At 74.1% G+C, this 20,850-nt stretch carries 20 protein-coding genes; 8 read left to right on the top strand and 12 right to left on the bottom strand.

Annotated elements, in window-relative coordinates; genetic code table 11:
• Positions 1-7: 7 nt before the first annotated feature.
• Complete coding sequence (locus ACFC02_RS31965) at positions 8-523, top strand: DUF664 domain-containing protein (protein WP_376364956.1); 516 nt, start codon at positions 8-10, stop codon at positions 521-523.
• On the opposite strand, the gene ACFC02_RS31960 is transcribed toward ACFC02_RS31965, so the two are convergent.
• The 6 genes from ACFC02_RS31960 to ACFC02_RS31935 form a co-directional block, all read right to left on the bottom strand.
• Positions 505-1,575 (bottom strand): adenosine deaminase, encoded by a 1,071-nt coding sequence (locus ACFC02_RS31960; RefSeq protein WP_376364954.1) that lies wholly within the window; start codon positions 1,573-1,575, stop codon positions 505-507. The two genes, ACFC02_RS31965 and ACFC02_RS31960, sit on opposite strands and share 19 nt — an antisense overlap.
• 49 nt (positions 1,576-1,624) lie before the next feature.
• Positions 1,625-2,020 (bottom strand): VOC family protein, encoded by a 396-nt coding sequence (locus ACFC02_RS31955; RefSeq protein ID WP_376364953.1) that lies wholly within the window; start codon positions 2,018-2,020, stop codon positions 1,625-1,627.
• Positions 2,021-2,108: 88 nt separating this feature from the next.
• Positions 2,109-3,038: a M48 family metalloprotease gene (locus tag ACFC02_RS31950; RefSeq protein ID WP_376364951.1), complete on the bottom strand. Its 930-nt coding sequence runs from the start codon at positions 3,036-3,038 to the stop codon at positions 2,109-2,111.
• The gene (locus ACFC02_RS31945; RefSeq protein WP_360977810.1) at positions 3,035-3,406 is read right to left on the bottom strand and encodes a BlaI/MecI/CopY family transcriptional regulator; all 372 of its coding nucleotides are present in this window, start codon (positions 3,404-3,406) and stop codon (positions 3,035-3,037) included. Before ACFC02_RS31945 ends, ACFC02_RS31950 begins: the two co-directional genes overlap by 4 nt.
• A 122-nt stretch (positions 3,407-3,528) precedes the next feature.
• On the bottom strand, positions 3,529-4,083 hold the full coding sequence (ssuE, locus tag ACFC02_RS31940) for an NADPH-dependent FMN reductase (protein ID WP_376364948.1): 555 nt from the start codon (positions 4,081-4,083) through the stop codon (positions 3,529-3,531).
• Positions 4,084-4,630: 547 nt separating this feature from the next.
• On the bottom strand, positions 4,631-5,113 hold the full coding sequence (locus tag ACFC02_RS31935; protein ID WP_376364946.1) for an SRPBCC family protein: 483 nt from the start codon (positions 5,111-5,113) through the stop codon (positions 4,631-4,633).
• 137 nt (positions 5,114-5,250) lie between these two features.
• On the opposite strand from ACFC02_RS31935, the gene ACFC02_RS31930 reads away from it, so the two are divergent.
• The gene (locus tag ACFC02_RS31930; protein WP_376364943.1) at positions 5,251-5,517 is read left to right on the top strand and encodes a GlsB/YeaQ/YmgE family stress response membrane protein; all 267 of its coding nucleotides are present in this window, start codon (positions 5,251-5,253) and stop codon (positions 5,515-5,517) included.
• Positions 5,518-5,534: 17 nt separating this feature from the next.
• Here the strand turns inward: ACFC02_RS31930 and ACFC02_RS31925 are convergent, their stop codons facing one another.
• The 3 genes from ACFC02_RS31925 to ACFC02_RS31915 all read right to left on the bottom strand — a co-directional run bounded on the left by ACFC02_RS31925 (position 5,535) and on the right by ACFC02_RS31915 (position 8,315).
• Positions 5,535-6,314, bottom strand: coding sequence for a GNAT family N-acetyltransferase (locus ACFC02_RS31925; protein WP_376364941.1), 780 nt, complete (start codon positions 6,312-6,314; stop codon positions 5,535-5,537).
• A gap of 108 nt (positions 6,315-6,422) precedes the next feature.
• Complete coding sequence (locus ACFC02_RS31920) at positions 6,423-7,277, bottom strand: GNAT family N-acetyltransferase (RefSeq protein ID WP_376364939.1); 855 nt, start codon at positions 7,275-7,277, stop codon at positions 6,423-6,425.
• A gap of 363 nt (positions 7,278-7,640) precedes the next feature.
• Complete coding sequence (locus tag ACFC02_RS31915; protein WP_376364937.1) at positions 7,641-8,315, bottom strand: chaplin; 675 nt, start codon at positions 8,313-8,315, stop codon at positions 7,641-7,643.
• A gap of 266 nt (positions 8,316-8,581) precedes the next feature.
• On the opposite strand from ACFC02_RS31915, the gene ACFC02_RS31910 reads away from it, so the two are divergent.
• Both ACFC02_RS31910 and ACFC02_RS31905 read left to right on the top strand, forming a co-directional pair.
• The gene (locus ACFC02_RS31910; protein WP_376364935.1) at positions 8,582-10,246 is read left to right on the top strand and encodes an alpha/beta hydrolase; all 1,665 of its coding nucleotides are present in this window, start codon (positions 8,582-8,584) and stop codon (positions 10,244-10,246) included.
• A 186-nt stretch (positions 10,247-10,432) separates the two neighbouring features.
• Complete coding sequence (locus tag ACFC02_RS31905; RefSeq protein WP_376364933.1) at positions 10,433-10,963, top strand: DUF4232 domain-containing protein; 531 nt, start codon at positions 10,433-10,435, stop codon at positions 10,961-10,963.
• On the opposite strand, the gene asnB is transcribed toward ACFC02_RS31905, so the two are convergent.
• Positions 10,953-12,794, bottom strand: a complete 1,842-nt coding sequence (gene asnB / locus ACFC02_RS31900; RefSeq protein WP_376364931.1) for an asparagine synthase (glutamine-hydrolyzing) — start codon at positions 12,792-12,794, stop codon at positions 10,953-10,955. The two genes, ACFC02_RS31905 and asnB, sit on opposite strands and share 11 nt — an antisense overlap.
• A gap of 375 nt (positions 12,795-13,169) precedes the next feature.
• On the opposite strand from asnB, the gene ACFC02_RS31895 reads away from it, so the two are divergent.
• Together ACFC02_RS31895 and ACFC02_RS31890 are read left to right on the top strand one after the other, a co-directional pair.
• Positions 13,170-14,270 (top strand): chemotaxis protein, encoded by a 1,101-nt coding sequence (locus tag ACFC02_RS31895; protein WP_376364929.1) that lies wholly within the window; start codon positions 13,170-13,172, stop codon positions 14,268-14,270.
• 313 nt (positions 14,271-14,583) lie between these two features.
• Positions 14,584-15,609, top strand: coding sequence for a Gfo/Idh/MocA family protein (locus tag ACFC02_RS31890; RefSeq protein WP_376364927.1), 1,026 nt, complete (start codon positions 14,584-14,586; stop codon positions 15,607-15,609).
• A 22-nt stretch (positions 15,610-15,631) separates the two neighbouring features.
• Here the strand turns inward: ACFC02_RS31890 and ACFC02_RS31885 are convergent, their stop codons facing one another.
• On the bottom strand, positions 15,632-16,045 hold the full coding sequence (locus ACFC02_RS31885; RefSeq protein WP_376364926.1) for an SsgA family sporulation/cell division regulator: 414 nt from the start codon (positions 16,043-16,045) through the stop codon (positions 15,632-15,634).
• Between the two features lie 415 nt (positions 16,046-16,460).
• Between ACFC02_RS31885 and ACFC02_RS31880 the strand changes: the two genes are divergently transcribed.
• A complete protein-coding gene (locus ACFC02_RS31880) occupies positions 16,461-17,906 on the top strand; it encodes a PP2C family protein-serine/threonine phosphatase (protein WP_376364924.1) in 1,446 nt (481 codons plus the stop codon).
• Positions 17,907-17,929: 23 nt separating this feature from the next.
• Here the strand turns inward: ACFC02_RS31880 and ACFC02_RS31875 are convergent, their stop codons facing one another.
• Entirely contained in the window at positions 17,930-19,441 is a 1,512-nt protein-coding gene (locus ACFC02_RS31875) for a hypothetical protein (RefSeq protein WP_376364922.1), read from the bottom strand.
• Between the two features lie 235 nt (positions 19,442-19,676).
• Here ACFC02_RS31875 and ACFC02_RS31870 point away from each other — a divergent pair, with 235 nt between their 5' ends.
• On the top strand, positions 19,677-20,816 hold the full coding sequence (locus ACFC02_RS31870) for an aminoglycoside phosphotransferase family protein (protein ID WP_376364920.1): 1,140 nt from the start codon (positions 19,677-19,679) through the stop codon (positions 20,814-20,816).
• Positions 20,817-20,850: the final 34 nt, after the last annotated feature.

Here is a 20,850-nt window from a genome sequence, read left to right as displayed (position 1 = left end):
TGGACGCATGCATGCGAAGGACATCCTCATCGACGGCTACGGCCGCATCCGGGAAGAGGTCCACGCGGTCGTCGACGGCCTGCCGGCCGATCAGCTGAACGCACGGCCCTCCTCCGACGCCAACTCCATCGCCTGGCTGATCTGGCATCTGACCCGGGTCCAGGACGACCATCTGGCGGACGCGTTCGACCTCGACCAGGTGTGGCTCACCCAGGACTGGGAGAAACGCTTCGGCCTGGACCTGCACGCGCGCGAGACCGGCTACGGGCACACCCCGGCGAAGGTGGCCAAGGTGCGCGTGGACTCCGGTGACCTGCTGGCGGGGTACCACGACGCCGTGTACGAGCAGAGCGGGCGGGCCCTCAAGAAGGTGGCGGCGGCGGACCTCGGACGGATCGTGGACGAGCGCTGGGAGCCCCCGGTCACGCTGGGCGTGCGCCTGGTGAGCGTCCTGTCCGACGGCCTCCAGCACGTCGGACAGGCCGCCTACGTCAGGGGGCTGCTTCAGAGCGCGGAGGCGTAGCCCGGCAGGACGACGTCCTCGATGAGGGCCTTGCGCTCGTCGAACGGGACGAACGCGCTCTTGACGGCGTTCACCGTGACCGTGCGCAGGTCCTCCACGCTCCAGCCCGCCTCCTCGACCAGCAGGGACATCTCCCGCGTCATCGTCGTCCCCGACACCAGCCGGTTGTCGGTGTTGACGGTGACCCGGAAGCCGAGGTCCTTCAGGGCGGTGATGGGGTGCTCGGCGATCGAGGTGGCGGCGCCGGTCTGGAGGTTGGAGGTCGGGCACATCTCCAGGGCGATCCGGCGGTCGCGCACCCACCCGGCCAGGCGGCCGGGCTTGCCGTCCACGATGTCCTCGGTGATGCGCACACCGTGCCCGATCCGCTGGGCGCCGCACACCTGGAGGGCCTGGTGGATGCTGGGCAGGCCGTGGGCCTCACCGGCGTGGATGGTGAACGGCACGCTCTCGTTGCGCAGGTGTTCGAAGGCGGCGAGGTGGTCGGCCGGCGGGAAGCCGTCCTCGGCGCCGGCGATGTCGAAGCCGACGACGCCCGCGTCCCGGAAGGCCACCGCCAGGTCGGCGATCTCCCGTGTGCGGTCGAACATCCGCATGCCGCACAGCAGGGTGCCGACGCGGACCGGGGTGCCGTCCGCCGCGGCCTTGGCCATGCCGGCCGCCAGCCCCTCCTGGACCGCCTCGACGACCTCGGCCAGGGTCAGCCCGCCGTTCACCATCAGCTCGGGGGCGTAGCGCACCTCGCCGTAGACGACGCCGTCGGCGGCCAGGTCGAGCACGTACTCCTCGGCGGTGCGCAGCAGGCCCTCGCGGGTCTGCATCACGGCGAGGGTGTGCTCGAAGGTGGCTATGTAGCGGACCAGGTCGCCGGAGCCGGCGGCCTCGACGTACCAGGCTGCCAGCTCACCGGGGTCGGTGGTGGGCAGGGGATGGCCGGCCGCCGCGGCCAGTTCGACGACGGTGGCGGGGCGCAGGCCGCCGTCGAGGTGGTCGTGCAGCACGGCCTTGGGCAGTCGGCGGAGGGTCTCGGTGTCGATGCGCGGGGCGGTCATGTGCGGTCTTTCCTCAGCGGGTGACGGGACGGGGGGGGAGCAGGTCGGGTCAGGCGTCGGCGGGCTGGAGCAGGTCCCAGCGGTTGCCGTACAGGTCCTGGAAGACCGCGACGGTGCCGTACTGCTCGTGGCGCGGCTGTTCCAGGAAGGACACGCCCGCCGCCAGCATCCGGGCGTGGTCGCGGGCGAAGTCGTCGGTGTGCAGGAAGAACCCGACGCGCCCGCCGGTCTGGTCCCCGGTCCGCGCCCGCTGCTCCGCCCCCTTGGCGCGGGCGAGCAGCAGCGCGCCGGCACGGTCGTCCTCACTCGGGGCGACGACGACCCAGCGGGAGCCGTCCGGGCGCGGGGAGTCCTCGACGAGGCGGAATCCGAGGGCTTCGGTGTAGAAGCGGATCGCCTCGTCGTAGTCGTCGACGACGAGGGTGACCAGGGCTATGCGTCTCATCGGGGCCTTTCGGGGCGGGCGGACGACGGGTGAGGTTATACGTAAAACCTCTGGTGCGCCAGTCGCCCCGGCCCTGTGGGACGCGGGGTCAGCGGGACTCTTCGCCCTGGGCGACCTCCACCCGGTGGTGGAAGTCGAGGACACCGGTGGCGGAGGCGCCGAAGGACAGCGCGGTGCAGGCCAGCAGCAGCGCGGCGACGCAGGTCGCGGCGCGGCGCGGGGCCTGGGGCGTCGCGAGGAGGGCCTTGACCCGGTGCGGCACCGGTCCCGAGGTGGCGGCGGGGGCGAACTCCGGACGCGTCGAGCGGGCCTCCTGCCCGGCCAGCGCGGCGCGGGCGATGGCGCGGGCGGTGAGCCGTCGGTCGCCCACGGCCGCGGCGGCGGCCTCGTCGGCGGCCCGTTCGGCGGCGAGGCGGATGCTCGCGCGCACCGGGCGCAGCGCAGGGTGGCAGTGCGCGGCGAGTTCCGCGGCGGCCAGGAAGTAGTGGTGGCCGCCCCGGTTGTGGGCGCGCTCGTGGGCGAACAGCGCCTCGCGCTCGGCGGCGTCGAGGCTGCGCAGCATCGCGGTGGTGACGACGATGCGGTGCGGCCGGCCGGGCAGGGCGTACGCGTCGGGGTGCGGGGAGTCGACGACGCACAGGTCACCCGCGGCGGGTCTGCGGCCGGCCTCGGTGCGGGCGCTGCGGAAGGCCCTGACCTCCCGGGCCGCCGCCCGCCCGAGCGTGCCCGCGCACACGGCGAGCGCCCCGACCGAGACCGCCGCCGCGGGCGCCACCACCAGGTCGGAGGCGGTGTGCAGCGGGTGCACCAGCTCGCCCAGGGCGGCGAAGACGGGCAGCTTCAGCAAGCCGGTGAGGACGAACCCGCCGAGCGCGGCCAGTGAGCAGCCCGCGAGGACGACCGCCGAGACGGTGATCACCCAGAGCGCGGCCACGGGCGCCAGGCGGTCGAGCGCGCGCCGGGCCAGTGCCGGTACGGCGAACGGCAGCAGCAGCGGCAGGAGCAGCAGGGCGGTCATCGCTCACCCGGTTCGAGCAGGTCGCGCAGGACGCGCTCGTCGGCGGCGCTGAGCTGGGCGACGAAGCGGGCGAGGACGGTCTCGCGGTCGGTGTCCCGGTCGAGTTCGCAGTGCATGCGGCGGGCGGTCAGCCCGTGCGCGTCCTGGACGGGGTAGTAGGCGTAGCCGCGTCCCTGCCTGCGGCGCTCGACCACGCCCTTCTCGTAGAGCCGGGTCAGGATGGTCGTCACCGTGGTGCGGGCCAGGTCGGCGGCCAGGCCGGCCTGGACCTCCCCCGGCGTCCGGGGCGCGCCGGCCGCCCACAGGACGGCCATGACGCCGGCTTCCAGCTCGCCGGCCGGCCTGCGTTCGTCCCTCGCGTCGGTCATGGGAACGTTCCTCACCCCGTCCTCGCCTGCACTCCAGTGGACCGTCTACACAAGAGTAGTCAACCGGGTCGGGGCGGGCTCTTCCGGGCCCGCCCCGGAACGGGCCGCGGGTCGCCACGGCGTCAGCTCGCGGCGGCCAGCAGGGGGACGCGGCCGAGGGCGGCGGAGAAGTGGTCGACCACCTGGGTGAGGGCCTCGCCCGCGGCCGGTGCCACGGTGAGCGTGCCGTCCTCACGCACCGTGATGTCCTTGTCCAGGGTGAACCAGCCCTGCACGATGTGGGCCGCGCCCATGGAGTTGAGGACGGGGCGCAGCGCGTAGTCGATGGCGAGGACGTGCGCGACGGAGCCGCCGGTGGCCAGCGGCAGCACGGTCTTGCCGGTCAGGGCGTACTGCGGCAGCAGGTCGAGGAGTGCCTTGAGGACACCGGAGTACGAGGCCTTGTAGACGGGGGTGGCGACGACCACTCCGTCGGCGCGGGCGAGCAGTTCGGTGGCCTCCACTATCGCCGGGTGGCGGAAGTCCGCCCCGAGGAGCGCTTCGGCGGGGACGGTGCGGACGTCGAGCGGGATCACCTCGTGACCCTGGGCGGTCAGCCGCTGGTCGAGGTGGCGCAGCAGGCGGTCGGTGCGGGAGGAGGCGGAGGGGCTGCCGGAGACGGACAGGACGGTGGCCATGGGTCCTCTTTCTGGCACGGCGATTTCGGCGGTGGGAGTCGCGGGGAGGAGAGCGGGCGAGGAGCGGGGGCGGGCGGCACGGGAACGCCGGGCGCGGCCGGGCGCACGCCCGCTCGGCGGACGGCACGCGGACGCACGAGGGCACGGAGGCACGGAGGCACGGAGGCACGGAGGCACGGAGGCACGGACGGCGGAGTGTGCACGGGGAACAGCGGGCGGGGCCCGGCGAACGGGCCGTCACCGCGCGGCCGTCACGACAGGGACCGTCGCTTTGCGGGCCGGCGCAGGGCTCGGACGGGAAGGCGCAGACGCGGCGGGGGGGAACGCGCGGCGGATCAGACCGCGGGGCGACAGGAGGCGCTGGAGACGCGGGCGAGGTCGACATGGCGTCGCCGCGTGAGGTCCAGTCGCACGTTCATGCTGACGATCGTGGCAGCCGCCGGTGGGGCAGTCAAGGAGACGCCGACGGGTCTCGTATGACGGACCGTAGGGCGCGGTGAAGGCGACGACGACCGCGACGACGTGAAGGCGGCGGCGACGCGGCGGATCACGCGTCCGGCATCAGCCAGGGTTCCTGGGGAAGCGGGCGGCCCGTCTCGATCAGGGACTTGAGGTTGGACAGGACCGCGGGCCAGCCCCGCGAGGCGGCGTCGAGTTCTCCGACGTCGTTGAGGTCCTCGTGGGTGACGGTGAGACGGACGATGTCGCCGTGCGGCCGGATGTCGAAGGTGACCCGGGAGTGCCGGTCGGGCCGCGCGGCGTCCTCGGGCGCGGACCAGGTGGTGACCAGCCGGGCCGGGCGGTCGGAGACGACGACGGTGCCGACCACGTCGGCGACGCCGGAGCCGTCCGTGCGCACGTGCTCCCAGCGCGAGCCCGGCCGCCAGTCGGAGACGTTGCTGTGACCCCAGTAGGCGGCGGTCAGGTCGGCGTCCGTCAGGGCGTCCCAGACCGCCTCGGGAGTGCTCCCGACGTAGGTGACGTACACATGGCTCAACGGGCCGGGCACGGATCGCACACCCACAGTCACGCAGCTGCTCCCCCGCATGTCAAACGGGCACCGCCGCGCGGGGCACCCGGTCGCGCGCGGCGGAGTGCACGGTGGAGTGCCTTCCCGCACAGCGGGCATCCGGACTGCGCGGGGGACAACGACACGGAGAGGCGAAGATGGAGATCAGCGGCATCATCAGTGCCATCGTCATCGGCATCATCATCGGCGCCCTGGGACGGCTCGTCGTCCCCGGCCGCCAGCACATCGGGATCCTCTGGACGATCCTCATCGGCATCGTGGCCGCACTGGTCGGCGCGGCGATCGCCTCCGCGCTGGGCGTGGCGGACACCAAGGGCGTCGACTGGATCGAGTGGCTCATCCAGATCGCGCTCGCCGCCGTGGGTGTGGCCGCGCTGGACCGGGCGAAGGCGCCCCGGCGCTGAACCGCCGGGCCCGGGTCTCAGTGCTCGTGGACGTACGGCGTCGTCGTGGTCAGCGCTGCGAAGCCGAGGCGTTCGAGGATGGGCCGGCTCTCGCTGCTCGCGTCGACATGGAGGTAGCGGTAGCCGCGGTCGGCGGCGACGCGGGCCCGGTGGGCGACCAGCGCGCGGTAGATGCCCCGGCCCCGCCACTCCTCGGCGGTGCCGCCGCCGAACAGGCCCGCGAAGCGGGTGCCCGGCAGCAGCTCGATGCGGCCCGCGCACACCGGCTCGGCACCGGCGAGGGCGACCACGGCGACCAGGGTGTCCGAGGCCTCGGCGAGCTGGGCGAGGACGCGGTGGCGCAGCTCGGCGTGGTCCGTGCCGAACGCCCTGCGGTGGGCGGCGACCATGAGGTCCACCCCGGCCTCGTCGGTGACGGTGTGCAGGCGCACGCCCTCGGGCAGTACGGCGTCGAGGTCCAGGTCCGCGATCTCGCCGACCATCAGGGTCTCCTCCGGTTCGGGCGTGAACCCGGCGGCCGCCAGCCGCCGTCCCAGGTCCGCCGGCCGGTCGTGCCCGTACAGCTTCCATTCGAAGGGGTGGCCCAGCGCGCCGAAGCGGGCCACCTGCTCGGCGATCGCCGCGTCGGCGTCGTCGGCTTCCAGCGCTGACCACACGACCCCGTTCCAGTCCCGCGCGGAGCTGCCGACGTGGCGCACCACGTTCCCGGCGCGTTCGACGCGCGCTCCGGGGCCGTCGGGGCGCAGGCCCTCGCGCAGGTCGCGGTCGTACAGGGCGAGTATCGTGGCGTGATCCATACGCCGGACCTCATCAGAACGGACGGGGTCCCGGCAACGGAATTACGGCGCCCCGCAGGAGCCGCGGGAGCCACGCGGCCGGCGCCGCCGTCCGTCCCGGCCCGCCGGCTATCCCAGTTCGAGGGTGGTGACGCCGAAGACCCGTTCCCGGGCGTACTCGCGCACCGGCCCCGTGTACATGCGGGCGGTCTGGAAAGAAGGCGTGAGGCCCGCCTCCTCGGCCAGGGCGACGCCCGCCGCGTTGGGCTCGGGCACGTCGAGGGCGATCCGCTGCTCCCCGGCAAGGGCGCACAGCGCGGTGAACAGGGTTCGCGCGTCCTCGGCGGTGTCGGCGAACAGCGGGCCGATGCGCAGGCCGTCGTGGGCCGGGCGGAGCACTCCGTAGCCGCTGACGCGGTCCCCGTCGCGGCGGACGAGGGTCCGGTGCCCGTCGGTGGTGAGCCAGCGGGCGAGGAAGCGCGGGCGTTCGGCCGGGTGGCAGAGCGCGTCGTAGGCGGTGAGGTCCGCCAGGTCCGCGAGGGCTGCGGGCCGTACGCCGGCGGGGCACCGGGCGGCGGGGGCACGTCCTGCGAAGCGGACGGTGCGGTGGGCGGGCCGGAAACCCGACTGCCGGTAGTTGGCCTGCTGGGCGACGACGCCGTCGAGGCCGACCGTACGGCTTCCCGCGTGCGCCAGGGCGGTCTTCCAGGTGGTCAGTCCGTGTCCCCGGCCGCGCAGGTCGGGGCGGACGAGGTAGCAGCCCAGGAAGGCGAAGTCGGCGCCGTACCGGACGACGGAGATCGCGGAGACGGGCTCGCCGCCGATGCGGCCCAGGAAGAAGCCGGCGGGGTCCTGGGCGAAGAAGGCCGGTCCGTCGGACAGCCCGGGGTTCCAGCCCTCGTGGGCCGCCCATCGGCTGATCACCGGCCAGTCCTGCGGGGTCGCCCGGGTGACGACGAGGTCTTCGCGGGCCTCCGGGACCATCGGTGCGCTCCATTTCCGTGGCGGGCTGGTGCGCGGAGCATCCTTCCCGATCACGCGCGGCCGCGCCACGGCGGGATCAAGCCGTGCTCCGCCGGTCGACGGGCCACCGCCGGCAGGTGGCCGGCATCGGGGTACTGCTCCGCGGGCGCCGCCGGCCGGTCGAGGGCCGCCGACGACTTACGAAGGCTTCCCGAGGCTTCCCGAGGTTTCTGGAGCCTTCCCGGGGTTTCCGGAGCCTTCCGGAGGTTTCCGGAGCCTTCCGGAGGTTTCCGGAGCCTTCCGGAGGTTTCCAGAGGCGGAGGTCCCACCGGTGGGGGGCGGATGCGGTGGGGCACTCCCTGCGGCCGTGGTGGCGGGTCCGGCTCAGCGGATCGCCCCGGGCCTGAAGCGCCGGTAGAGGACGGCCCCGCCGAGCAGGAGGGCGGCGCTCGCGGCGACGGCGGGCTCCGTCCGGTCCGTGCCGGTGTGGGCGAGGGACAGCTGCGTGCGCGGGGCGGCCACCGGGTGCGGCACGGGCTTCGGCGCCGGGCGCGGCGTGGACCGCGCGGGCGGCGTGGCCGGGTGCGGCGCGGGCCGGCCGACGGAGCCGTTGACGGAGGTGTTGCCGGTGGCGGGGTTGCCGACGCCCACCACGTTCACCGTGTTGCCGCTGACGTTCACCGGGAGGTGCACCGGAAGCTGGACGCCGTTGCCGGAGAGCACGCCCGACGAATCCTTTCCGCTCTCCCGCGCGGTCGCCCCCCGGGTGGACGACGCCCCCGACGAGGCCCCGTGCCGCCCGGTGGAGGTGTCGGCGCAGCGGTTGCCCGCCGCGGGGTCGAGGAGACCGGCCACGTTCACCGTGTTGCCGCACACGTTCACCGGGACGTGCACCGGGAGCTGAAGGGTGTCGCCGGACAGCAGGCCGGGTGAGCCGGTCGCAAAGCCGTCCGCGGCGGCGCCCCCGTCGGCCGCGAACGCGGCGGACACCGGCACCGCCATCGCCAGCGCACCGGAGGCGGCGACGGCGATCACTCCATTTCGGGTAACCCGTTTCATAGGTCCTGTGCCTTCCAGACAGGGTCGCGGGCGCTCGCCCGCACCGGGGAGAACGCGGGCCTCGGCCATCCGGGTCATGGCCCGCCCTTCTTTCACCCCTTCGGGTGGTGTCCCGGCCGCTTCCCGACGGCCTGGTTTCGAACGGTGCGGGCAAGCTCGTACGCCTGGTGCAGCGGTCCGCCACCGGGAGGCGCGGGGATCGGGGGCCGCTTATGGTGGGCGAGGGCGTTGTCCCGGTCCGCGGCCAAGCGCCCTTGGAGGCATCCATGCTGGCCAAGCTGTCGACGCGGAACGCGGCCCGGCGCGGTGCCTGCGTCGGGGCCGTCACACTGGCGCTGCTCGGCGCGGGCCTGCCCGTGGCCGCCCCGGGCGCGGGGCCGGCCGGCCTCGACCGCTTCTACCGGCAGAAGGTCACGTGGGCGGCGTGCGACCCGGGCGCGCCGAAGGACCTCCAGTGCGGCAAGGTCACCGTCCCCCTGGACTACGCCCACCCGGGCGCGGGCACCCTCGATCTGGCGCTGGCCCGGTACCGGGCCACGGGACGGTCGCAGGGCTCGGTGGTGCTGAACTTCGGCGGTCCCGGCGGCGCGGGGGTGTCGGAACTCGCCCTCTCCGGCAAGCAGTTCATGGACCTCACCAACAGCTACGACGTCGTCAGCTTCGATCCGCGGGGCGTGGGCAGGTCCTCCCCCGTCAGCTGCGGCATCGACGCCGGCGCCACCTCCGATTCCGGCGGCGACAGCGGCGACTCGCGGCCCGACCTGGGCAACGCGCAGGCCGCCCGCAAGGCGCTCGCGCAGTGGAAGGAGGTGGCCGCCGAGTGCGCCAGGCACTCCGGCCCGGTCCTGCCCCACATAGGCACCGTCGACGCGGCCCGGGACCTCGACGTGATCCGCCAGGCGCTGGGGGACGGCAAGCTCAACTACCTGGGATTCTCCTACGGCACCCGGCTCGGGGCGGTGTACGCCGCCGAGTTCCCCGGCAAGGTGGGGCGGATGGCCATGGACGGGGTGGACACGCTGACCGAACCGCTGTCCGAGCAGGGGCTGGTGGCGGCCGAGGGCCAGCAGACGGCGCTCGACGACTTCCTCGACTGGTGCGTGCAGGACATCGCCTGCCCGTTCGGCCAGGACCGGCGCCAGGCCGGCGACCAGGTCGTCCAGCTCGTGCGGTCGCTCGACGAGAACCCGGTGCCGACGGGCTCCGGCGGCCGGCTGACCGGCCAGCAGCTCGTGGGCGCCATCGGCCAGGCGCTGTACAGCAAGGCGATGTGGCCCTCGCTGGAGCGGGCGGTCGCCTCGCTGGTGCAGGACGGCGACACCCGCGCCGTCCAGTCCCTCGCATCCGGCGGCATGGCGCGTCCCGCCCGGGAGGGGCCGCAGGACCCGCAGGGCTCTCCGGCCCCGAAGCCACCGCAGGGCGCGGCGAAGCCGCAGGGCACCGGCGGGCTGGTGGACAGCGCGGAGGTGCCGCTGGACAACGTGCCGGCGGCGCTGATGGCGATCAACTGCGCGGACGACCCCGACCGGCCCGGTGCCGAGCAGCTCACCAAGGACCTCGGGCGGCTCAGCGCCGAGTACACGCAGGCCTCACCGGTCTTCGGCCGGTACCGGCTCAACGAGCTGCTGATGTGTTACGGCCGTCCCAGGGGCACCGACTTCATCCGGGAGAAGGTCCGCGACGTCGGCACGGCGAAGATGCTCCTCGTCGGCACCCGGGGCGACCCGGCGACCCCGTACCGCTGGACCGTGGAGACGGCGCGGCGGCTCGGCTCGTCGGCCGTGGTGCTCGACAACCGGGGTGACGGCCACACCGGCTACGGATCGTCCCAGTGCGTGCACCGCAAGGTCGACGACTTCCTGCTGTACGGTTCCCTGCCCGCCGACGGCAGTTCGTGCCCGGCGGACACCGAGCCGGACGCGTCCGGGTGAGGCGACCCCTGTCCGCAGGGTGACGACGCACCTCCTGCCCCGCGACCTGTCCCCCGGACGGAGCAACCGCGGGCGCACCGCGCAACCAGGCGGCCCCGTCGGTGGTCCCACTGTGCGGACGGGAGGTGTCACGACCGCCCGCCCCGACCGCACCTGAGCACGACCACCGACCACACTGGGGGATCCATGCGCACGCGTACCGCCGTCGCCCTGTCGGCCGCCCCGGCCGCCGTCGCCGCCCTGCTGCTGTCCGCCTCGCCCGGCCAGGCGGCGTCCGCCCCCGCCGGCTCCGCGCCCGCCGCCTGCGACGCATCGCAGCTGACCGTCCGGGCGCGGGCCGTGCCCGGCCGCCCGTCCGTGATCCGCCTCCAGGTGACCGGCCACGGACGCGCCTGCGCCGTCGACCGCATCCCCACGGTCACCTTCGGGGACCTGGACGGCGCGGCGCAGCCGGTCCCGCCGGGCGGGAGCGGCCCGTACCGGCTGGGCGCCGGGCGGACGGCGTACGCGGCGGTGCGCACGGTGGCGGACCCGGCGGACCCCGAGGCCCGCCGGGCGGCCACGCTGACCGTCTCCGCGGACCCGGCGCGTTCGGGCCGCACCTTCACCGCGGCGGCCCTGGGTGCGGGCGGCGCGATCCGGGTGTGGGAGCCGGTGACGACGTGGTGGCAGCCGTCGGCCGCCGCCGCGGACCGGGCGATCGGGCTCAGCCGGTGACGATCTCCGGCCGGTAGAGGTCGAGCCACACGGCCAGGTCCAGGGTCTTCTCCAGGCCGCGCCGCTCCGCCTGTGTGCTGACGGGGGTGTCGCGGTGCGCGGCCTGGCGCACCCGCTCCCGGTCGACCAGCTCGAACACGGGGTGGTCGGGCCGGGTGAGGAGGTCCTTGACGTGGCCCTGGAGCGCACTCGCGTAGGCGGGGTCCTGGGTGGAGGGGTAGGGGCTCTTCACCCTGTCGTACACGGATTTGGGCAGCAGGTCCGCGGTCGCCTCCCGCAGCAGGCTCTTCTCCCGGCCGTCGAACGACTTCAGCGCCCAGGGCGTGTTGTAGACGTACTCCACGAGCCGGTGGTCGCAGAACGGCACCCGGACCTCCAGGCCGACCGCCATGCTCATCCGGTCCTTGCGGTCGAGCAGGACGCGGACGAAGCGGGTCAGGTGCAGGAAGCAGATCTGCCGCATCCGGTACTCGAAGTCGCTCTCGCCGTCGAGGCGGCGGATGCCCGAGACGGCGGTGCGGTAGCCGTCGGCCACGTACGCCGGCAGGTCCAGGGCCTGGGCGAGGTCCGCCCGTATGACGTCGCCGTCGTCGCCGAAGTCGCGCACGAACCGCACCAGCCACGGGAAGGTGTCGGCGCGGCGTGCGTCCTCGTCGAAGAACTGGAGGTAGCCGCCGAAGACCTCGTCGGCGGACTCTCCGGACAGGGCGACGGTGGAGTGGTCGCGGATGCTGCGGAACAGCAGGTAGAGCGAGGCGTCCATGTCGCCGAAGCCCATGGGCAGGTCACGGGCCCTCAGCACGCGGGCCCGCACCTCCGGATCGGCGAGGGACTGCGCGTCGAGCACGATGTCCTGGTGGTCGGTGTCGGCGGCGCGGGCCACGTCGTGCACGTACGGCGTGTCGGGGGTGGCGCGCAGTTCGTCGGCGACGAACCGGTCGGTCTGGCCGACGAAGTCGACGGCGAAGCTGCGCACCTTCTCGCCGTGCTCGGCCAGTTGCCGCGCCGCCAGCGCGGTCATCGCGGAGGAGTCGAGGCCCCCGGAGAGCAGGGTGCAGCGCGGCACGTCCGCGACGAGCTGGCGGCGCACGATGTCGTCGAGCAGGGAGCGCACGGTGGCGATGGTGGTGTCGCGGTCGTCCGGGTGCGGCCGGGTCTCCAGCCGCCAGTAGGCGCGGGCGCGCAGGCCGCCGCGGTCGACGGTGACGACGGTGCCGGGCTCGACCTCGCGCATGCCGTCCCACACGGCGTGTCCCGGCGTCTTGACGAAGGTGAACAGCTCGCGCAGGCCGTCGAGGGTCACCCGGCGGCGGGCCAGCGGGTTGGCGAGGATCGCCTTGGGCTCGGAGCCGAACAGGACGCCGTCGGGCGTCGGGTAGTAGTAGAAGGGCTTGATGCCCATGCGGTCGCGGATCATGACGAGCTTGTCGTGGCGCCCGTCCCAGACGGCGAAGGCGTACATGCCGTTGAGCCGCTCGGCGACGGCGTCGCCCCACTCCAGGTAGCCGCGCAGCACGACCTCGGTGTCGGAGTCGGTGGTGAAGCGGTGGCCGCGCGCGGTGAGGTCGGCGCGCAGTTCCGTGAAGTTGTAGGCCTCGCCCGAGTAGACGAGGGCGACGGTGCCGGCCGGGGTGGTCTCGCTCATCGGCTGTCGCCCGCCGGGCAGGTCGATGATCGCGAGGCGCCGGTGGCCGAGGGCCGCGGGCCCCTCGGCCCACGTCCCCCGGTCGTCGGGGCCCCGGCAGGCCATCGTCTCCGTCATCGCGTCCAGTGCCGTGGCCTCAGAGCGCAGGTCGCGGTCGAAGGAGACCCAGCCGGTGATGCCGCACATGTGCTACCTCCAGGCGAACCAGTTGTATCGAGCACCTATATGACGAGCGTGTTTCACCCACCGGGGGCCGGTCAACGCGGCCGCATCCCGGGCGGCGGGGCGACCCCGGCGCTTTCGGCCGGACTTTGCCTCCAGGAGATCCGCGGGCGCGTCGCCGACCGGGGATGGCCCGCCGTGATTCGGTCACCGGCAAAGACTTGCCCACGAACCCCGTCCACCGGCCGTCGCACACGATCCGCGCCCCCGCCGCGGCGAGCACGCGGACGCTCCGCGCGCCCGCGCCGGCAAGCACGCGCCCGTAGCTACCAGTTACCCCGCCCACGACATCCGATTACTCCAAATGCCCGATATGCGAATCCGCCCTATGGTGCTGTCATGGAGCACGATCTGAGTCCCGCGACCCTCGCCGAGCTGCGGCGCCCGCGCAGCTATCCCGCGGTGTCCGTGCTGACGCCGACGCACCGCAGGGAACCCGACAACGCCCAGGACCGGGTCCGGCTGCGCAACGCCGTGACCGAGGCCAAGAAGCAGCTGGAGACCGACCCGGCGGTCACCCGGGAACGCCGCGCCGACGTCGTGCGCCAGCTCGACCAGGCCCTCTCCGAGGTGGACCTCACCTACGCCGAGGAAGGACTGCTGATCCTCGCCGCGCCGGGCGAGCACCAGGTGTGGTCGCTCGGCCGCAGCGTGCCGGAGCGGGTGGTGCTCTCGGACACCTTCCTCACCCGCAACCTGGTCTCGGCGAACGCGGCCGAGAGCCCCTTCTGGGTCCTGTCGGTCTCCGCCGACCGCCTGACCCTGTGGAGCGGCGGCGGGGGCCGCATCGCCGAGGACCGCACCGGCGGCTTTCCGCTGACCCGGGACCTCGACGAGAACTTCGACGCCGAACGGCAGGAGCGCATCGGTGACGCACCGAGCACGTTCCGCGACGAGCGCACCCGCCAGTTCCTGCGCGAGGCCGACACGGCGATGAGCGCGGTGCTGCGCGACCATCCGCGCCCGCTGTACGTCACGGGCGAGCCGGGAGCGCTGGCCGTCCTCGACGAGTGCGGCGGCGCCGCCCGCGACGCGGTGCACATCGCGCACGGCGGCCTGGCGCACGGCACGCCCGAGGCGGTGCGGCGCGCGCTCCAGCCGGTCCTTCAGGAACGGGCCCGCGCGGACACCGAGGCCGTCGCCCGGGAGCTGGAGACGGCTCGTGGGCGCAAGGAGTTCGCCGCCGGCGTCGACGAGTTGTGGCACAGCGCCCGGGAGGGCCGCGTCCGGCTGCTGGCCGTCGAGGAGAACTACCGGGTGACCGTGCGCGACGACGCGGGCGACCACCTGGTCCCGGCCGCGGGCGGCGACCTCGACGCACGCGAGGACATCGTGGACGAGATCGTCGAGCAGTGCCTGGAGACGGGGGCCGAGGTCCGCTTCGTCCCGGACGGCACCCTGGACGACGAGCAGGGCATCGCGGGCGTGCTGCGCTACTGAGCACGCCCGCCCGGCCCGCTGGGTGCTGTGGCCGGGCCGGTTCGCCGGAAGCCCGGGGCCGTTCGGTGCCGGGGGTGCCTCCCACGCCCTTCAGGAAGTGGGGGAGCACCGCAAGGCGGAGCATCAGCCGCGTACTGGACGTACTCGGGTGATGCGACGACGCGGCTGGGGGTCTCCCTGCTCGAAGAGCTTCGGGGAGCCGTGCCGGGCGCCCCGAGCCGGTGGACCTCTCCGGTCGCGGCACCGGCCCCCGTCCCACCCTCCTCGCCGGCGACTACGCTACGGCGCAACCGTCGACGAGGAGGGAACGCGCGTGGGTGAGCTGCTGGGCGTGGCCGTACTGGGCGCCGGACACATGGGGGCCGATCACATACGGCGCCTGGACCAGGTGGTGAGCGGCGCCAGGGTGGCCGCCGTGGCCGACCCCGACACGGCGCGGGCGCGCGAGGCACTGGGCGGCGTCCAGGGGGCGTCCGTGCACGCCGAGGCGGTGGCCGCCCTCGACGCGCCCGGCGTCGACGCGGTCCTGATCGCCTCCCCCGGGCCCGCGCACGAGGAGGCGCTGCTCGCGGCCTTCGCGCGCGGGCTTCCGGTGCTGTGCGAGAAGCCGATGGTGCCGGACTCGGCCGGGGCGCTGCGGGTGGTGGAGGCGGAGGCGCGCCTGGGCAGGAGGCTGGCGCAGATCGGCTTCATGCGGCGCTACGACAGCGGGTACCGGCGGCTGAAGTCCCTGCTCGACAGCGGGGAGCTGGGGCGATCGCTGATGCTGCACTGCACCCACCGCAACGTCTCCTCCCCACCGGACTTCACCAGCGCGATGCTGATCAACAGCTCCGTGTCGCACGAGATCGACGCGGCCCGCTGGCTGCTCGGCCAGGAGCTGACCGCCGTGACCGTGCTGCGTCCGGCCGCCTCCCGCGGGGCGCCCGCGGGGCTGGACGACCCGCAGTTCGTGCTCTTCGAGACGGAGCGGGGCGCCCTGGTGGACGTGGAGGCCTTCGTCAACTGCGGCTTCGGCTACCAGGTGCGCTGCGAGGCGGTGGGCGAGCGCGGCAGCGCGCGGATCGGTGACGACCACGGGATGGTCGTCACCGGGCGGGGACGCGCGTACGAGGAGGTGCCGCAGGACTACCTCGTGCGCTTCGCCGACGCCTACGACCGCGAGGTGCAGGCCTGGGTCGACGCGACCCGCCGGGGGCGCGTCACCGGTGCCGGGGCGTGGGACGGCTATGCCGCCGCCGTGGTCGCCGAGGCGGGGGTGCGTTCACTGGAGGACGGCGGCCGGGTGCCGGTCGTCCTCGCCCCGCGCCCGGACCTGTACAGCCCGGCCGCCGGGTGAGCACGGGGGCGTCCCGTGCCCCTCACACCGTGCCGAACAGGGCGTTCAGGCCGCGGTCGACGGCCGCGCCGACGTCCTCCTGGCCGGGCGCGACGACGGCGTAGGTGCGCAGGAGGAAGCGGCGCAGCGCCGGGGTGTCGAACTGCAGGAGGGCCATGCCCGACCGGGAGTGCAGTTCGATCGCCGTACGGGAGCCGCCGCAGGGCCAGAAGTGCACGTCGCCCGTCCCGGCCTGCTGTCCGAGGCCTTCTTCGAGCAGGGTGCGGGAGAAGGTCCAGGTGACCTCCGCCCCGTCGAGGGAGGCCTCGGGCGGGAAGTCGAGGTGCACGGCCAGCGGGTCCGCGGAGGCGTAGCGGAGGGTGGCGGGCACGATGAGTTCCTGTCCGTCCGCGGTGATCAGACGGGCGCGGGCGGACTGCTCGAGGGTGGTGTCCATGGTCGGTCTCCCCTGCGGGTCGGAGGTCGGCCGGTTCTGCCGTGTGTTCTTAGGAGCTCGCAGGTGCCGTTTGCATTACGTCCGAGCGCCCACCAATTCATGTGACCTACATCACTAGGGTCGCGTCCGGAGGTACGGAGGCCGCCAAGGGGAGCCCTCTGCCGTCGATCAGGTGCGCGAAGGGCGCCGTCGGACGCATGGCGATCCGTCAAATCCCGTAGGGAACCTACGCCTTGAGCGCCGGACGGAGTAGGCCGAAGGCGCAGTCGAGTCGCCCCTTGAAGACTGTGGCATATGCCAGAAGCACCACCGTATCGTGTGTTGCCGAATCCCTTACGGGCCGTCGCCCGCTGTGCCACAGTCGTAACGGTCCCACCCGCCCACGCGGCCCCCGTCCCCCGCATCGGAGTGCGTCATGCCGTCCCCCCTCTCCGCGGACCGCTCACCCGGCCAGCCGCCGGGGCGCGGTGCGGTCGACGCCCTGATATCGCAGGCGCGCCGGCTCAAGGGCGGGGTCGACGCCGTGCGGCGGGAGGCACGGGAGGACGTGACGGACCCCAGGGGCCGGTGGGAGCGGGCACTGTGCGACCTCGCCCTGCACCAGCTCAGCGACCTGGACGAGCACCTGGCGCAGTTGCGGGACGGCCCGCCGCCCGTCGCCCGCCCCGCCGGCACGCGCTCCGCCCCTGCCGCGGCCCACGCCACCGCGGCGCCGGCGCGGGCCCCGCACGGCTCCCTGCTCAGCCGGGTCGGCAGCGCCGAGTGGAACCTGCTGACCGGCACGGCCGACTGGTCCGGCGAGCTGTACCGGATCCTGGGCCGCGACCCGGCCGCACCCGCACCGACCCTGGACGAACTGCCGTCGCTGGCCGTCGAGGAGGACCGGCCCCGGCTGACCGCGATGGTCACCGGCTGCCTGGTCGACGCCCGGCCGATCGACGGCGAGTTCCGCGTCGCACGGCCGGACGGCGCGGTCCGGACGGTGCACATGATGGGCGAACCGGTGCTCGACGCCGACGGCGCCACCGCCTCCATGTGGGCAGTGCTGCGGGACGTCAGCGAACTGCGCCGCAGTCAGTCGGCGCTGCGCGAGACCCGTGACTCGCTGCAACGCCACCGGCAGCGGGCGCAGACCGGGCACCGGCTCGCGGTCGAGCTGCGGGAAGCCGTGCTGCCCCCGTGGCACGGCTCCCCGCGGCTCCCGCACCGCGGCCGCCCCGGGCTCGACCTCGCGGCCCATCACCTGCCCGGAGCCGCGGGCGCGGTGACCGGCGGCGCCTGGTACGACGCGCTGGAGCTGTCCGACGGCGACACCCTGCTCGGCGTCGGCGGCCTCACCGGACACGGGCCCGGCGTGACCTCCGCCGTCGCGATGCTGCTGGGCGCCCTGCGCGGCACGGCCATGACCGGTGCCGGGCCGGCGCAACTGCCGTCCTGGGTCAAACAGTTGCTCGACAGCGCCGTCCAGCCGGCCCTGGGCAGCGCCCTGTGCTGCCGCTACCGGCCCGCCGACCGCACCCTGGCCTGGGCGCAGGCCGGGCACCCCGCCCCTCTGCTGTTCCGGGACGGGGCGGCCCGGACGCTGGACGCCCCGCGCGGCGTCCTGCTCGGCGCCACCCCGATCGCCGGTTACGGGCAGGCCGAGGAGACCCTCCGGCCGGGCGACCTGGTCCTGCTGCACTCCGGCGCACTGGTGCCCGGGCACGGCGGCACGGCGGCCGTGAACCGCCTGCTGGGCCTGGCTCCCCGCCTCGGTGCCGGGCGAAGCGCGCAGGACTGCGTGCGCACGGTGCTGGAGGAGTTCGGCGCGGCCGGGCGCGAGGACGACGCCTGTGTGCTCGTCGCGAGGGTGACGCCGTAGCCGGCAACCGCTCGGCCACTGCCCTACACCGGTGCGCTGTCCGCGCCCTTGGCCCTGGGCCGGGGCATGACGAGGCGGATCTCCTCCCGCAGTTCGTGGATCTTCGGGTAGGTGGAGTACTGGGCGGTGAGCCGGTACATCTCACGCAGCCGGTCCCAGGTGCGCCGCGAGGAGTTCGACCCCATCGACATCAGCGCCAGCCGTGCGTAGCGGGCCGCCTGTTCGGGGTCGTCCGCGATGAAGCAGGCGGAGGCCATGGACAGATGGTCGAAGATCTTCGACCGCTCGCGGCCGTCGATCCGCAGGGCCAGGGCCTTCTCCGCGTAGTGCTGGGCGTGCGCGGCCGCGTCCGGGTCGAACTCCGCCAGCGTGCGGTAGGCGAGCGCCTGCATGCCGTACAGGTCCTCGTCCTTGAAGGTCTGCATCCAGGGCAGCGGTTCGTGGTTGCCCTTCTCGGAGACGAACAGGTCCTCCGCCCGGCCGAGCGTGCGGCGCATGGCCTGGCCCTTGCCCATGGACGCCTGCGCCCAGGCCTCGATGGTGTGGAACATCGCCTGGGTGCGCGGCTGCAGTTCCGCACCGGAGCCGGACTGGGCGAGCTTCATCAGGTCCAGCGCCTCGTCCGGCCGGCCCAGGTGCACCATCTGGCGCGCCGCGCGGGACAGCGCCTCGCCCGCGCGGGGCCGGTCGCCGCCCTCGCGCGCCGCGTGGGTGGCGATGACGAAGTACTTCTGGGCGGTGGGCTCCAGGCCGACGTCGTGCGACATCCAGCCCGCGAGGACGGCGAGGTTGGCGGCGACGCCCCACAGGCGCCGCTGGAGGTGGGCGGGGTGGCGGTAGGCGAGCATGCCGCCCACCTCGTTGAGCTGGCCGACCACCGCCTTGCGCTGGAGCCCGCCGCCGCGGGCCGCGTCCCAGGCCCGGAACACCTCGACCGAGCGTTCCAGTTCGTCGACCTCCTCGGCGCCGACCGGGGCGGCGTCGTAGCGGTCGAACCCGGCGGGGTCCGCGTGCAGGGGGTGGTCGAGGTCGGGGGCGTCGGCCGTCAGGGTCGGATCGGAGTGCAGCCAGTCGTGCATGGCGCCGCTGATTGCTGATCCCGGGGTGAGTGCTGATCCCGCGGTGAGCGCGGCACCCGCGCCCACCAAGCCGCGTCGGTTGAGCATGAGGTCCATTCCCGTGAATTCGGTGAGGACCGCGGCGGTCTGCTCGGGCGCCCACGGCATGCCGTCGGGATGTTCCACTTCCCGCTCGCCCTGCCGTTTCCCCGCACGCCCGTGCCGTACCAGACCGAGGTCCTCGATGGTCACGACACGGCCGAGACGCTCGGTGAACAGGGCCGCCAGCACCCTCGGCACGGGATCGCGCGGGATCTCTCCCATGTCGATCCAACGCCGCACCCGGGAGGTGTCGGTCGCCAGCTGCGGGTGGCCCATGGCCGCCGCCTGCCGGTTGACCAGCCTCGCCAGCTCCCCCTTGGACCAGCCGGCCAGGCCGAACAGATCCGCGAGACGGGTGTTGGGTTGTCCTGTCACGTCAAGCCCCCAGGTACTCGGCTGACTTGACAGTAGACCCGGTGAGAGTTGCCGGGCGACTATTCGCCAGGGTTCGCCAGGGTGCGCCAGATGGTGTGCCACCGGCCCCGCGGTGTCAGGTAGGAAAGCGCCACCCCGACCCGGTCGCCGAGGGACATTCCCCAGGGTGCACCCGGGCGTCCGGGCCGGGCAGCGCGCTTCGAGCAGCAGGCACACGAAGGGATCTGTCTCTCCCATGTACGCAGCATCGTCCTCCGTGTCCGCCCCGCCCCGGCCGCTGCGCGCCCGTCCGGGCACCGGCGGCCCCTACCTCGACCCCGCGCGCCCGGCGGCCCCCGTCCTCGGTGTGGGCCGGCCGCGGCGCGCCCCGGGGCTCGGCACACCACCGCTCAGCGGGAGGCTCGACCTGTCCGGCCCGCAGGGCGCCCAACTGCGCACGGCGCTCGCGTCGGTGCAGCGCATCTGCCCGGAGTTCGCCCCCGTGCAGGTGCTGCGTCGCAGCGGCCGGTCGGTGCTCCTGGTCGGCACGACCGGGCGCAGCACGGCCGTCGCCAAGTGTTTACTGGACCCGTCCCGTGAATGGGCCGAGCGGTACCGGCACGAAATAGCGGCCTACCGTTCGTTCGTCCGGCACCGGCCCCCCGTGCGTGTGCCCCGGCTGATCGCGGCGGACCCGGACAACTGCACGCTGGTGATCGAGCGCGCGCCGGGCCGGGTGGCCGCACTCCAGCGGCACCCGGCGCAGACCCCGCCCCGGGCGGACATCAAGGCCGCGCTCGGCGCGATCTGCCGGCTCAACGCGTGGCGCCCCCCGGCGGGCACCTTCGACGCCCCGCTGGACTACGCCGCCCGCATCTCCCGCCACCACGAGCTGGGTCTGCTGACCGACCGGGACATGGGCGACCTGCAGAAGCTGCTGCACGGCATCGCGCACGCGGCGGGCCGACAGGGCATGGGCCAGTTCTGTCACGGCGACGCGCTGCTCGCGAACATCCTGCTCTCACCGGCCGGTCCAGTGCTGGTGGACTGGGAGCACGCGGGCTGGTACCTGCCGGGCTACGACCTGGCGACCCTGTGGTCCGTGCTCGGCGACGCCCCGGCGGCCCGACGCCAGATCAGCCAGCTGGCGCAGGCAGCGGGCCCGGCGGCGCGGGACGCGTTCCTGGTGAACCTGATGCTCGTCCTGACCCGCGAGATCCGCACCTACGAGACGGCCGTGCAGCGTTCGATGCACGACGCGGCCCCGACGGCACCGGGTACGGCCCACCCGGCTGCCGCGCCGTCCGGCGAGGAACAGCGGCTGCTGCTGCGGCGGCTGCACGACGACTGCCAGCTGGCCCGGCGGGCCGTACGCGCGGCGGTCGGCACTCGCTGACGGGGCGAAGGTCCCGCGGTACACCGCCTCGGCG

The sequence above is a fragment of the Streptomyces sp. NPDC056160 genome (assembly GCF_042268205.1).
Classification (GTDB): domain Bacteria; phylum Actinomycetota; class Actinomycetes; order Streptomycetales; family Streptomycetaceae; genus Streptomyces.
Note: the sequence above shows the minus strand (reverse complement) of the source record. Positions and strands in the feature narration are given on the sequence as shown.